Source organism: Leucobacter sp. cx-328 (assembly GCF_014530035.1).
Lineage (GTDB): Bacteria > Actinomycetota > Actinomycetes > Actinomycetales > Microbacteriaceae > Leucobacter.
Genome location: NZ_JACVMX010000003.1, coordinates 101266 through 113371, shown reverse-complemented (window position 1 = coordinate 113371; position 12106 = coordinate 101266). Strand labels below are relative to the sequence as shown.

15 protein-coding genes are annotated in these 12106 nt (G+C 59.9%); 11 read left to right on the top strand and 4 right to left on the bottom strand.

Features of this window, described 5'->3' with window-relative positions:
- Positions 1-6 precede the first annotated feature (6 nt).
- The 3 genes from hisD to ICL81_RS05365 are packed head-to-tail and all read left to right on the top strand — an operon-like array spanning position 7 to position 2847.
- Positions 7-1317: a histidinol dehydrogenase gene (gene hisD / locus ICL81_RS05375; protein WP_188034140.1), complete on the top strand. Its 1311-nt coding sequence runs from the start codon at positions 7-9 to the stop codon at positions 1315-1317.
- A complete protein-coding gene (gene nrdR, locus ICL81_RS05370; RefSeq protein WP_188033916.1) occupies positions 1317-1799 on the top strand; it encodes a transcriptional regulator NrdR in 483 nt (160 codons plus the stop codon). Before hisD ends, nrdR begins: the two co-directional genes overlap by 1 nt.
- 13 nt (positions 1800-1812) lie before the next feature.
- Positions 1813-2847, top strand: coding sequence for a quinone-dependent dihydroorotate dehydrogenase (locus ICL81_RS05365; RefSeq protein WP_370566856.1), 1035 nt, complete (start codon positions 1813-1815; stop codon positions 2845-2847).
- 117 nt (positions 2848-2964) lie between these two features.
- Here ICL81_RS05365 and ICL81_RS05360 read toward each other — a convergent pair whose 3' ends face one another.
- A complete protein-coding gene (locus ICL81_RS05360) occupies positions 2965-3498 on the bottom strand; it encodes a DUF3043 domain-containing protein (protein ID WP_251381823.1) in 534 nt (177 codons plus the stop codon).
- A 206-nt stretch (positions 3499-3704) separates the two neighbouring features.
- Between ICL81_RS05360 and ICL81_RS05355 the strand changes: the two genes are divergently transcribed.
- The 6 genes from ICL81_RS05355 to ICL81_RS12165 all read left to right on the top strand — a co-directional run bounded on the left by ICL81_RS05355 (position 3705) and on the right by ICL81_RS12165 (position 8086).
- Complete coding sequence (locus ICL81_RS05355) at positions 3705-4067, top strand: iron-sulfur cluster assembly accessory protein (RefSeq protein ID WP_251381821.1); 363 nt, start codon at positions 3705-3707, stop codon at positions 4065-4067.
- 162 nt (positions 4068-4229) lie between these two features.
- On the top strand, positions 4230-5081 hold the full coding sequence (gene coxB / locus ICL81_RS05350) for a cytochrome c oxidase subunit II (protein ID WP_188033913.1): 852 nt from the start codon (positions 4230-4232) through the stop codon (positions 5079-5081).
- Between the two features lie 17 nt (positions 5082-5098).
- Positions 5099-6733: a cytochrome c oxidase subunit I gene (gene ctaD, locus ICL81_RS05345; RefSeq protein ID WP_188033912.1), complete on the top strand. Its 1635-nt coding sequence runs from the start codon at positions 5099-5101 to the stop codon at positions 6731-6733.
- 18 nt (positions 6734-6751) lie between these two features.
- On the top strand, positions 6752-7174 hold the full coding sequence (locus ICL81_RS05340) for a cytochrome c oxidase subunit 4 (protein ID WP_188033911.1): 423 nt from the start codon (positions 6752-6754) through the stop codon (positions 7172-7174).
- An 18-nt stretch (positions 7175-7192) separates the two neighbouring features.
- The gene (locus ICL81_RS05335) at positions 7193-7636 is read left to right on the top strand and encodes a GNAT family N-acetyltransferase (protein WP_188033910.1); all 444 of its coding nucleotides are present in this window, start codon (positions 7193-7195) and stop codon (positions 7634-7636) included.
- A gap of 3 nt (positions 7637-7639) precedes the next feature.
- On the top strand, positions 7640-8086 hold the full coding sequence (locus ICL81_RS12165; RefSeq protein ID WP_188033909.1) for a TetR/AcrR family transcriptional regulator: 447 nt from the start codon (positions 7640-7642) through the stop codon (positions 8084-8086).
- Positions 8087-8150: 64 nt separating this feature from the next.
- Here ICL81_RS12165 and ICL81_RS05325 read toward each other — a convergent pair whose 3' ends face one another.
- Together ICL81_RS05325 and serB are read right to left on the bottom strand one after the other, a co-directional pair.
- A complete protein-coding gene (locus ICL81_RS05325) occupies positions 8151-8987 on the bottom strand; it encodes an aldo/keto reductase (protein WP_188033908.1) in 837 nt (278 codons plus the stop codon).
- A gap of 220 nt (positions 8988-9207) precedes the next feature.
- The gene (gene serB / locus ICL81_RS05320; protein WP_188033907.1) at positions 9208-9855 is read right to left on the bottom strand and encodes a phosphoserine phosphatase SerB; all 648 of its coding nucleotides are present in this window, start codon (positions 9853-9855) and stop codon (positions 9208-9210) included.
- 77 nt (positions 9856-9932) lie between these two features.
- On the opposite strand from serB, the gene ICL81_RS05315 reads away from it, so the two are divergent.
- Positions 9933-10718 (top strand): ABC transporter ATP-binding protein, encoded by a 786-nt coding sequence (locus tag ICL81_RS05315; protein ID WP_188033906.1) that lies wholly within the window; start codon positions 9933-9935, stop codon positions 10716-10718.
- Between the two features lie 171 nt (positions 10719-10889).
- A complete protein-coding gene (locus ICL81_RS05310) occupies positions 10890-11138 on the top strand; it encodes a type B 50S ribosomal protein L31 (RefSeq protein ID WP_188024045.1) in 249 nt (82 codons plus the stop codon).
- 243 nt (positions 11139-11381) lie between these two features.
- Here ICL81_RS05310 and ICL81_RS05305 read toward each other — a convergent pair whose 3' ends face one another.
- Complete coding sequence (locus ICL81_RS05305; RefSeq protein WP_188033905.1) at positions 11382-12086, bottom strand: exonuclease domain-containing protein; 705 nt, start codon at positions 12084-12086, stop codon at positions 11382-11384.
- Between the last annotated feature and the right edge of the window lie 20 nt (positions 12087-12106).

Here is a 12106-nt window from a genome sequence, read left to right as displayed (position 1 = left end):
AGGGTGATGCGAACGATTGATCTGCGGGGGCGCGAGCTTACCCGCGCTGACCTGCTCAAACTCGTCCCGCGTGCTGCCCTCGGAGCAGAGGTCGCCGTAGAGCGTGTCCGTCCGCTTGTCCAGGACGTAGCCGTCCGCGGCGAGCTCGCCCTGCGTGAACAGGCACGCGACTTTGACGGCGTGGGAGGGCATGTGCTCCGTGTTCCCGAAGCTGCTGTGCAGGAGTCGCTTGCCGACTGCCCGCCCGAGGTTGAGGCCGCACTTCGCGAGCTAATTGTGCGTCTGCGTCAAGGCTCTGCGGCGCAGGTTCCTGCCGAGCAGGTCACCCGCATCGCTGACGGTGCCACCATCACGCAGCGCTGGCAGCCCGTCTCCCGGGTAGGGCTGTACGCGCCGGGCGGCAAGGCAGCATATCCGTCGTCGGTCATCATGAACGCCGTCTCTGCCCAGACCGCAGGCGTTCCCGAACTTGCCCTTGCCTCGCCTGCCCAGGCGGACAACAACGGTCTTCCGCACCCTGCTGTGTTGTGGGCAGCTGCGCTGTGTGGAGTGACTGAGGTGTACGCCATTGGCGGCGCTGGCGCGATCGCAGCGTTTGCCCACGGTGTCCCGAGCATCGACCTTGCCCCCGTTGACGTCGTTACTGGCCCGGGCAACGTGTTCGTCGCTGCTGCGAAGCGCGTCGTGAGCGGCCTCGTTGGCATTGACTCTGAAGCAGGAACGACTGAGATCCTTGTCCTCGCAGACTCGAGCGCTGATCCCCGCTTCGTCGCTGCCGACCTCATCAGCCAGGCTGAGCATGACGAGGCAGCAGCTTCGGTGCTCGTAACCGATTCAGAAGAGTTTGCGACGCGCGTTGCCGCAGAGATTGCGGCGCGTGCGGGGGAGACCCGGCATGCCGAGCGTGTCGCCGTGGCACTCGGTGGCCCGCAGTCGGCAATTGTGCTGGTAGACGACATGACTGTTGGCGCGCGCGTGAGCAACGCATACGGTCCTGAGCACCTCGAGATCCAGACCAGCAATGATGACGAAATTCTCTCGCTCATCACCGACGCAGGTGCGATCTTCGTCGGGAGCTACACTCCGGTCAGCCTTGGCGACTACCTCGCGGGTTCGAACCATGTACTTCCCACCGGTGGTACCGCACGCTTTGCCTCCGGCCTCGGTGCACACACCTTCCTGCGTCCGCAACAGATCATTTCGTATGACCGCGATGCGCTGGCACAGGTCGAGGCACCATTGCTCTCACTCGCAGGCGCCGAGGGCCTTCCCGCCCACGGCGAGGCAGTCTCGGCGCGATTCGAAGAGGCACGCTAATGCACTGCCCATTCTGCCGTCACTCAGACTCGCGCGTGATCGATTCGCGTACCGCCGATGACGGTATGTCGATCCGCCGCCGCCGTCAGTGCCCCGAGTGTGGTCGCAGGTTTACCACGACCGAGACTGCGAGTCTCACGGTCATCAAGCGTTCGGGTGTTGTTGAGCCGTTCAGCCGTGAGAAGGTCGTGAGCGGTGTTCGCAAGGCCTGCCAGGGGCGCCCGGTCACCGACGCGGATCTTGCAGTGCTTGCACAGCGGGTGGAGGAGTCGGTACGTTCGGCTGGCATTGCTCAGTTTGAAGCCAATGAGATTGGCCTTGCGATTCTGCCGCACCTGCGCGAGCTTGATGAGGTCGCCTTCCTGCGATTTGCAAGCGTCTACCAGGCCTTCGATTCGCTCGCAGATTTTGAGAGCGCGATCAGTGATTTGCGCTCAAACGCTTCGTCCCCGAGCGCAAGCTCAGAACCCATCAAGGAGTAACTCCGGCATGCGCCTGTACCCCGCACTGTTCAACATCTTTTTCAAGCCGATGGACCCCGAGGTGGCACACCACCTCGCGTTCCGCGTGATCCGCGCATCGCCGCTGCTTGGTGGACTCGTGCGGCGCTACTGCGCTCCCGATCCCTCGCTCCAGGTTGAGGCACTTGGCCTCACCTTCCCGAGCCCGTTCGGTCTGGCAGCAGGCTTTGACAAGAACGCAGAGGGTATCCGCGGGCTCGGCGAGATTGGCTTCGGCCACGTTGAGGTTGGCACCGTCACGATGCATGCACAGCCCGGCAATCCGAAGCCGCGTATGTTCCGCTTCGTTGCAGACCGCGGTCTCATCAACCGCATGGGCTTCAACAACGGCGGATCGGCAGCCGCGGTTCCTCGCATCGAGCGGGCCCGTCTGCGCAAGGATCGCCCCATCATCGGCGCAAACATCGGTAAGAGCCGAGTGACCCCGGTCGACAACGCGATCGACGATTACGTGTGGAGCGCCGGCCGGCTCGCGCCGATCTCTGACTACCTCGCCGTGAACGTCAGCTCGCCCAACACGCCCGGCCTGCGAGGCTTGCAGGAGATCGACATGCTCGAGCCGCTGCTCGCTGCGGTGCGTGAAGCTGCGGGGGAGACCCCACTGCTTGTGAAGATCGCACCCGACATGGGGGACGAGCAGATTGACGGCATTGTCGCGCTCGCTGTGCGTCTCGGGCTTGACGGGATTATTGCGACCAACACTACGATCTCGCGCGAAGGCCTCTCTGTGACGCCCGCTGAGATTGAAGCAATCGGAGCTGGTGGCCTCTCGGGTGCTCCGCTCAAGGATCGCTCGCTTGAAGTCCTCACGCAGATTCGCAAGACCGCTCCCGCTGACTTCTGCGTTATCTCGGTAGGTGGCGTCACGACTGCTGCCGACGTCATCGAACGCCTCGACGCCGGCGCCACCCTGGTGCAGGGCTTCACCGCGTTCATCTACGAAGGGCCGCTGTGGGCACGTGCGATCAACCGCGGCCTGAAGAAGGCTGGTTGGCGCCAGGCCGCTTAGCGGTGAGGGGGTGGATCCGCTCACGCGATCGGTAGCCCCGCAACGACTGAGCCCCGGGTGAGAATCAATCTCACCCGGGGCTCAGTCGTTGCTTCGTGCACCGCGCGGTGTACGAGCTTATGCGGGGTAGCTGCCGCGCTTGACCTGAGGCTTCGGTACGCGAAGCGGACGGAACTGCATCGCACGCATAGCGCCGTACCAGCGGAACCCGCCCTGAACGTTTTCTTCACCGAACTTCTCTGCGAGCTTCTTCTTGAGCCGGAAGCCGAGGAAGACAGCGTCGAGAATCGCGAGTGCCACGAACGCCCAGATGAGCACGAGGCTCAGAACCTGAATGATGCCCGGAATGAAGGTCATGACGAGCACAACCAACATAAGGGGGATCAGCAGCTCGCCGACACTCCAACGTGCGTCGACGTAGTCGCGAACGTAGCGGCGCTGCGGGCCGCGGTCACGTGCGGTGAGGAAGCGTTCCTCACCCTGCATCATGCCGACGCGAGCGCGTTCACGCTCGGCGACCTGATTACGCCGCATCTCTTTCTGCTGCGCCTTGTCTTTCGAACCGACGATCGGGCGTGCGTTTGCTGCCTGGGCAGCCTTACGCGAGGGGGTAGGGCGTCCCTTACCGTTTGCTTCTTCGTTGGAGCTCATCCCGGAGTCCTGGGCCTGTGGCTGCTCTGCGCGACTCATTATTCTCGTCGTTATTCCTTTCGAGTCCGAAACCCGTTGGCTCCGGGGCCGTGCCTCGCGCATACGCGTGAGGGAAACGGGCCACCTAACAGCGTACCCTCTCCCTCTGAGAGGCGTAGACTTGTCGAGATACGAATTCGCTGAGTTTTATACGTAAAGGAGCAGCCATGGAAATGGAGACTGCTGAGGGCGCCGTTGATCAGGCGCACGGCGTTGCGTTGAGTGATGCGGCGCGAGAAAAGGTTCGCAGCCTGCTCGCGCAGGAAGGTCGAGATGACCTTCGTCTGCGAATCGCCGTGCAGCCCGGTGGTTGCTCAGGCTTGATTTACCAGTTGTACTTCGATGAGCGCACGCTCGAGAACGACGCGATTGTCGATTTCGATGGCGTTGAGGTCGCAGTTGACATGATGAGCGTGCCCTACCTCAGTGGCGCAACCATCGGTTTCGAAGACACCATCGAGAAGCAGGGCTTCACGATTGACAATCCAAACGCCGAGGGCAGCTGCGCCTGTGGCGACAGTTTCAGCTAAAACTGTTGAATTTTCGCGTTCCTGTTTGCGACACCCGTACATCCGTGTTCGGGGAACGTTCAGGTTCGCGCTAAGCTAACAGGTAGTCATCAGATTCGTCTGCCCGAAATGGGGCGACGAGAAGTAGATATCGAAAGGTATGCGGTGCGTTCCAATCGTCTAATGAAATGGGTCGCGGCCCCTGTGGCGCTGTCCGCGGCACTTGTGCTCGCGGGCTGCACGCCCGAAGAGCAGCGCGGATTCCTCCCCGAGGGATCCACTAATGCGACGAACCACACCGAAGGTATTACTGGCCTCTGGGTAACCTCGTGGATTGTGCTCCTTATTGTGGGCGTAATCACCTGGGCACTCATCATTTGGGCGACGATTGCTTACCGTCGTCGCAAGGGTCAGACTGGTCTCCCCGTTCAGCTGCGTTACAACATGCCGATCGAGACCTTCTTCACCGTGGTCCCCGTTCTCCTTGTCCTCGGCTTCTTCGCCTTCACCGCTCAGGAGATGGCAAAGATTGAAGCTCGATACGACAACCCGGAGAACGTCGTAGAGGTTATTGGCAAGCGTTGGGCGTGGGACTTCAACTACGTCAACGAGGATGTCCACTTCCAGGGCGTTCAGGTCCAGACCGATGAGACCGGTGAAGCAACCGAAGAGACCATGCCGGTTCTCTACCTCCCGGTTGATACCAAGACCGAGATTCGTCTCGAAACCCGTGACGTCATTCACTCCTTCTGGATCGTAGAGTTCCTCTACAAGAAGGACATGATCCCGGGTCAGACCAACTACATGAGCTTCGAGCCCAAGGAAATCGGCACCTTCATGGGTAAGTGTGCTGAGCTCTGCGGTGAGTACCACTCAATGATGCTCTTCCAGGTCAAGGTTGTCTCGCAGGAAGATTACGATCAGTACATCGATACCCTGAAGGCAAACCCGGAGAACCAGGGTCTGGTTGGCGAAGAGTACAACCCGAACCAGGCTTCGTTCACCTCGGACGAGGCTAAGGCTCAGAACGACTAATAGGGGATAGCAGAAAGATGAAGAAGGGCAACGTAGTTGTCACGTGGATGACTTCCACGGACCATAAGGTGATCGGGTACATGTACCTGATCAGCTCCTTCGTGTGGTTCCTCATTGGCGGCCTGATGGCCCTGGTGATCCGCGCGCAGCTGTTCCAGCCTGGCCTCGAGGTCATTGCTACCAAGGAACAGTACAACCAGCTGTTTACCATGCACGGCACGATCATGCTGCTGATGTTTGCAACGCCGCTCTTCGCTGGCTTCGCAAACGTTATGATGCCGCTTCAGATCGGTGCACCGGACGTGGCTTTCCCCCGCCTCAACGCCTTCGCGTTCTGGCTCTACACCTTCGGCTCGCTTATCGCGGTCGGTGGCTTCCTTACCCCGCAGGGTGCTGCTTCGTTCGGTTGGTTCGCCTATGCGCCGCTGTCTGAAATGACGTACTCACCTGGCGTTGGTGGAAACCTCTGGGTTCTTGGCCTGGGCATCGGCGGCTTCGGCACCATCCTCGGTGGCGTGAACTTCATCACGACCATCATCACGATGCGTGCCCCCGGCATGACCATGTGGCGTATGTCGATCTTCACCTGGAACACCCTGGTGACCTCGATCCTCGTGCTCCTCGTCTTCCCCGTTCTCGCAGCAGCATTCTTCAGCCTCGCAGCTGACCGTATCTTCGGTGCTCACGTGTTTAACGGTGAGGGTGGCGCCATTCTCTGGCAGCATCTGTTCTGGTTCTTCGGCCACCCCGAGGTGTACATCATTGCGCTGCCGTTCTTCGGTATCGTCTCTGAGATCTTCCCGGTATTCAGCCGTAAGCCGATCTTCGGTTACAAGACCCTGATCTACGCGACCATCGCAATTGCTGCGCTCTCGATGACGGTGTGGGCTCACCACATGTACGTCACCGGTTCGGTGCTCCTGCCGTTCTTCGCCCTGATGACGATGCTGATCGCGGTTCCGACCGGCGTGAAGATCTTCAACTGGATCGGAACAATGTGGCGCGGATCGATCACCTTCGAAACTCCGATGCTCTGGTCGCTTGGCTTCCTCGTGACCTTCGTCTTCGGCGGCCTCACCGGTGTTATCCTCGCTTCGCCTGCGCTTGACTTCCACCTCTCTGATACTTACTTCGTGGTCGCTCACTTCCACTACGTGATCTTCGGTACGGTCGTCTTCGCGATGTTCGCTGGCTTCTACTTCTGGTGGCCGAAGTGGACCGGCAAGATGCTCAACGAGCGTCTTGGCAAGATCCACTTCTGGGTGCTGTTCATCGGCTTCCACACCACCTTCCTCGTGCAGCACTGGCTTGGCGTCATGGCTATGCCTCGCCGTTACTACACCTACATGCCGAGCGATGGCATTACCTGGGGTAACCAGCTCTCGACCGTTGGCGCAATGATCCTCGGTGCATCGATGATTCCGTTCCTTGTGAACGTATACGTCACCGCGCGCCGCGCTCCCAAGGTCACTGTTGATGACCCCTGGGGCTACGGCCGCTCGCTCGAGTGGGCAACCTCTTGCCCGCCCCCGCGCCACAACTTCACCTCGATCCCGCGTATTCGTTCGGAATCACCTGCTTTCGACCTGCATCACCCTGAGGTGAGCGGTGTTGAGCAGCCCGTCGTGCGTGAAATCGCAGAAGCTAAGTAGTAAGGAAGGAACAAGGCTATGAAATCAAACATCGTAATCTTCTGGATCCTTGCGATTTACTTCGCTCTCCTTGCAACGGTGTACACCGCATGGAACTTCATCGTCCACGGCTACCTCGAGTGGTCAGGTTCGATGTCGATCTTCGGTGCGGCATTCCTTGCCGGTATGATCGCCGTGTACCTGGGCCTCGTTCAGAAGAAGCAGGGCGGCCTTGCGATTGAGGATCGTCTTGATTCTGACATCGATGATGGCGATCCCGAGCTCGGCGACTTCAGCCCCTGGAGCTGGTGGCCGTTCATGCTCGCACTTGCGTGTGCACTCGTCGTTCTCGGCATGTGCCTCTCGTTCAACTTCTGGATCTCGTTCTTCTCGGTTCCTCTGCTGATTGTTTCGGTCGTGGGCTGGGTGTACGAGTACTACCGCGGTAACTTCGCCCGGTAATCAGATCTGGATGATTTCGTGAGCATCACGATTCGACGCGGCCAGGCCGAAGACGCAAAATCTGTCTTCGGCCTGGCCCGCCAGTTTTCCACCGGTCGCGAGCCGATCGGTCGAGATGAGTTCATGGTTGCGTACGACAACGTCATGATCCGCCGCGAACAAGAGACCAACGTGCTCTTCGTCGCGGAGATTGATGGAAAAGTTGTCGGCTATTCGCTTCTCACCGTGTCTCGTCTCCTCCATGCACCGGGCCTCACCGCCCATCTGCAGGAGATCGTTGTAGATGAATCCGCACGTGAAAACGGCATCGGAGATCGACTCATGTCAGCTAATGAGCACTATTGCTCTGGGCGTGGCGTGCGACAGATCTCTGCTTCCACTGCTCGTATGGGTTCGTTCTACAACCATCGAGGTTTCGAAGCGGTAGGCGAGCACTACCGCAAACTTGTCGATATCTATTAACGGATGACAGACGCTTACAAGGGTCGAAGACGCCCAGGTGAAAATCGTCGCCGCCTGGTAGAGGCCGGACTCGTAGAGTTCGGCCTCTACGGCTATCACGGCACTTCAACTGGTCGTATAGCAGCTCGGGCTGACGTGCCTCAGCCCCATCTGTACGCAAATTTCTCGTCTAAGCGCGCATTGTTGCTTGCTTGTGCAGAGGACTCAATTGAGCGCTTATGTGCGCTCACAGAGGCTTCTGGAGCTTCACCAGAAGATCTTCTCTTACTCGTTCAATTGATTGCTGCGATGCCAGACAATGAGGTTGGTCCAGCGATCGCTCCGTTGATTCACGAGCTTTCTGACCTGTACGGCCCAACTGAGTTCACGCTGCTGACTCAGCTTGGGGTCACAGCCTTGTTAGCGCATGGCAGTGATGTGAGTTCGGCGCCAGCCGAGTCCTCTGGGTGAAATTGCAATACGGCCGGTACATCTCCACGGATGTACCGGCCGTATCGTTGTGCACTGCTGAGCTCTAGCCGTTGAATTCTGCTGGGTTCGGGCCGACACGACCTTCAGCGCTGTCCAAGCTATCGATGACAGCGAGATCGGTCTCCGAGAGTTCGAAACCGAAGAGGTCAAGATTCGAAGCCATACGTGACGGGGTCTGCGACTTCGGGATGATGACGCGACCCTGCTGCAGGTGCCAGTGCAGGATGACCTGCGCCGAGGTAACTCCTAGCCGATCCGCGATTTCGACCACAGCCGGGTGTGAGAGCGCGGCACCCTGTGCGAGCGGGCTCCAGGCCTCGGTGACGATGCCACGCGCGGTGTTTGCAGCCACGCTCGCTCGATTCTGGAACAACGGGTGCAGCTCGATCTGGTTCACAACGGGGACGATGTCACTGACTTCACCCAGGCGCGCCAGGTGCTCGGGGAGGAAGTTGGAGACACCGATAGCGCCGACGCGTCCCTCCGCGTACAACTGGGTGAGCGCGCGCCAAGCCTCAAGGTAGGAGTCGGTCGCAGGTGCGGGCCAATGCAGCAGGTAAAGGTCGAGCTTTTCAAGGCCGAGCTTTTCGAGTGAGGTTTCGTAGCCGCGCAGCGCACCTTCGTAGGTGAAGTCTTTTGGCCACAGCTTTGAGGTGATGAAGAGGTCTTCACGCGTAACACTTGTCTGCGCAATTGCCTGTCCCACCCCCTGCTCGTTGCCGTACAGTGCCGCAGTATCGATGCTGCGATAACCGGCCTCGATCGCATGCGTAACGACCGTCGCCGCGTCGTCGTTTGACACCTTGTATACCCCGAAGCCGAGCTGCGGCATTTCGAGCCCGTTGTTGAGCGTGACAGTGGGGACTGACGTATGAGGCATGCCGTCTCTTTCTCGCGTGTGAATAACGTCGCCATAGGGCGCTTCGTGGACAACGATAACGAGGACAGCGCGTCATGGGAATAGAAATGTGGCAAAGAAGGCCGGCTCAGCCGTCTTGGGTGCTTGGAGAATGCACATGGCGGTCGTGCTTCCCGCTGTGCAGAGAATCACGACCGCCATGGAGATGCTTTCACCCAAATGGTGAAGCTTGTGCGTGAACCTACTCCTGCATAGGCAGGCGATCAAGGAATGGGATCGCCAGCTGGAGATCTCCCTCAATCGCTTCGTCAGCCTGCTCCTGCACGATGGGCTTTGCGTTGTAACCAACACCGATCGCAGCAATCTTCATCATTTCGAGGTCGTTCGCGCCGTCGCCGATTGCAACCGAAGAATCGAGCGCGATCCCGCTCTCGCTCGACCACAGGCGGAGCTTCTCAGCCTTCGCCTGTGCGTGGATCACGGGGCCAACGGTGCGGCCAGTGAGCACACCGTTCTCGACCTCGAGGCGGTTTGCCGACCAGAAGTCGAGCTTCAGATCCTTGGCCAGAAGATCGAGCACCTCGTGGAAGCCGCCCGACACAACACCAACCTTGCCACCTCGCGCGTGAACCTCGCTGATCAACTCAACGATGCCAGGGGAGAGGCGGATCCGCGCATATACATCGGCAAACACGCTCTCGGGCGTGCCGGCGAGCGTCGCAACGCGCTCAGCGAGACTCTCAGCGAAGTCGAGCTCGCCGCGCATCGCGCGTTCGGTGACCTCCGCCACCTGCTCGCGGGTGCCTGCGGCCTCCGCGATAAGTTCAATCACCTCGTCCTGGATCGTCGTGGAATCACAGTCGAGTACTACAAGCGGTGCAACGGTCATGGAAGACAGTTTAGAGAATTCCGACGCACTGCGTTTCATGTACGCGCGGGCGCGCGACAAGTCGTTAGTGTGGAGGCATGGCAACTGTTCTCGAGCTTTCCGACGTTTCGTACGTCCGTAATGGCCGTCCGATTCTTGACGGCATCAATTGGTCGATCGATTCGGCGGATCGCTGGGTCATTCTCGGCCCCAACGGCGCGGGTAAGACCACGCTGATGAAGCTCGCAACTGGGCAGGACTACCCGTCGAAGGGCACGGTCGATGTGCTCGATCAGCGCCTCGGTCGTGTCGATGTGCGCGAACTGCGCACCCGCATCGGCTTTGTGTCGTCGGCTGCAATGCGCCGAATTCCCGCGGACGAGACCGTGCTCAACCTCGTTCTCACCGCGGCATACGCGGTCGAGGGTCGTTGGAACGAGTCGTACGACGAGATCGATGTGCGTCAGGCGCGTCGTGTGCTCGCTGAGTGGGATCTCGAAGCACTGGCGGATCGTCGCTTCGGTACCCTCAGCGATGGCGAACGCAAGCGCGCAATGATTGCTCGTGCGGTGATGGCTGATCCCGAGATGTTGCTCCTCGATGAGCCGGGCTCGAGCCTCGATCTCGGTGCTCGTGAGCGTCTCATTCAGATGCTCTCGGGTTTCGCGCAGTCGGAGTACTCGCCCGCGATGATCCTCGTGACGCACCACGTTGAGGAGATCCCACCAGGGTTCACCCATCTCATGCTCATTGCAGACGGTAAGGTGCAGGCAGCCGGCCCGATCGCTGAGACGCTGACCGCAGAGAACCTTGAGCGCACGTTCGACTTGCCGCTTGTGCTGACCGAGTCGAACGGCCGCTACAACGCGACTGCGCGCGCTTAGGGAGCTCGCCAAGCAGCTTTGCTGGGTGGCCGTTTTAGGTGCCCAGCGAATTGCGTCTGAAATGCGGCGAATCTTTGCGAATCGTCTGCTAAACTAGACGCTTGTTGCGGCTCTGGCCGCAGGCCCACGGTGTGCTGTTACACACCATCATCAAGGCAAAAGGATTATTCCATGAAGACCGCAATTCACCCCGAGTACAACGCAATCGTTTTCCGCGACCTGGCTTCGGGCGAGACCTTCCTCACCCGTTCGACCCTCAAGAGCGACAAGACGATCGAGCTTGACGGTGTGACCTACCCGGTTCTCGATGTGGAAATCTCGAGCGCTTCGCACCCGTTCTACACCGGTAAGCAGCGTATCCTCGACTCGGCTGGCCGCGTTGAGAAGTTCAACCAGCGCTTCAAGGGCTTCGGCGCCTAAGTCTCGCTTCACGAAAGCCCGGGTTCTTCGGAACCCGGGCTTTCGTGCGTTTGGGCGCTGTTCTGCGGGCTCAACCCCGCGAATCATGCGCCCCACCCCGAAACGTGAGCCAACCCCGCGAAATTGCCTGTTTCTCTCGAAGCAAGGCGTTTCTGGCGCAAGAAAGGGCCCTTCTCGAGAGAAAGGCCCCTTTTTGCGGGGTTCGCGGGGATTTAGCGAGGAGCGCTACGCGTGCCGCCCCTCCTAGCCGCGACGAATCGGCCAGCGGCCGTCCGCGGTGAAGTTCGGATCCCGGTTCTTACGCATGTAGTCCTGGAAGTTTTCGGCCTGATCCGCCGCCCACTTGATCTGCGCGGCATGGATGGACTCAAGGTCGTCCGCCATCGATTCGCCAAACTTGGCTGCGATCTGCTGCATGACGCGGCCAGCTGCGATTGCATCATCGCCAGCATCATGCGCCGTGCCCAGCTCGACTCCGTAGTGCGCTGACGCCGCCTCGAGGGTGCGTTTTCCACGACGGTACTTGTCGACCTGCTTGTCGATGATGAGCGGATCGAGAATCGGCATCGTCGGGACGCCCGCATCGATGTTGTGACGCTCCAGTTCGGAAGCGAGCAGCGACAGGTCGTAGGGCGCGTTGTAGATGACGACGGGGAATCCGCGATCAACCATTTCGGCGAGGCGTGCGGCGATCTGAGCAACGCCCACGGCCGCATTGGTGCCGCTTGTGCGCGCGATTGCGGTCGTGATGCCGTGTACACGCGCCGCTGCGTCAGGAATCTCCACGCCCGGATCCAACAGCCAGTCGTAGCGCTCAAGCACCTCTCCCTGGTCGCCAAGCAGAGCGACCGTCGCGCTCACAATGCGTGACGTGTCAGTGTCGATGCCTGTGGTTTCGGTATCGAACACGGCAATTTGTGAGGCCCAGAGGGGGAGTGGTCGCTGCAACGGAAGTCCTTTCGAGCTGC

Bases quoted from the DNA above. Each gene is read 5' to 3' on its own strand.
- hisD (WP_188034140.1), top strand. From the start codon at position 7: ATGCGAACGATTGATCTGCGGGGGCGCGAGCTTACCCGCGCTGACCTG.
- nrdR (WP_188033916.1), top strand. From the start codon at position 1,317: ATGCACTGCCCATTCTGCCGTCACTCAGACTCGCGCGTGATCGATTCG.
- ICL81_RS05360 (WP_251381823.1), bottom strand. From the start codon at position 3,498: ATGAGCTCCAACGAAGAAGCAAACGGTAAGGGACGCCCTACCCCCTCG.
- ICL81_RS05355 (WP_251381821.1), top strand. From the start codon at position 3,705: ATGGAAATGGAGACTGCTGAGGGCGCCGTTGATCAGGCGCACGGCGTT.
- coxB (WP_188033913.1), top strand. From the start codon at position 4,230: ATGAAATGGGTCGCGGCCCCTGTGGCGCTGTCCGCGGCACTTGTGCTC.
- ctaD (WP_188033912.1), top strand. From the start codon at position 5,099: ATGAAGAAGGGCAACGTAGTTGTCACGTGGATGACTTCCACGGACCAT.
- ICL81_RS05340 (WP_188033911.1), top strand. From the start codon at position 6,752: ATGAAATCAAACATCGTAATCTTCTGGATCCTTGCGATTTACTTCGCT.
- ICL81_RS12165 (WP_188033909.1), top strand. From the start codon at position 7,640: ATGACAGACGCTTACAAGGGTCGAAGACGCCCAGGTGAAAATCGTCGC.
- ICL81_RS05325 (WP_188033908.1), bottom strand. From the start codon at position 8,987: ATGCCTCATACGTCAGTCCCCACTGTCACGCTCAACAACGGGCTCGAA.
- serB (WP_188033907.1), bottom strand. From the start codon at position 9,855: ATGACCGTTGCACCGCTTGTAGTACTCGACTGTGATTCCACGACGATC.
- ICL81_RS05315 (WP_188033906.1), top strand. From the start codon at position 9,933: ATGGCAACTGTTCTCGAGCTTTCCGACGTTTCGTACGTCCGTAATGGC.
- ICL81_RS05310 (WP_188024045.1), top strand. From the start codon at position 10,890: ATGAAGACCGCAATTCACCCCGAGTACAACGCAATCGTTTTCCGCGAC.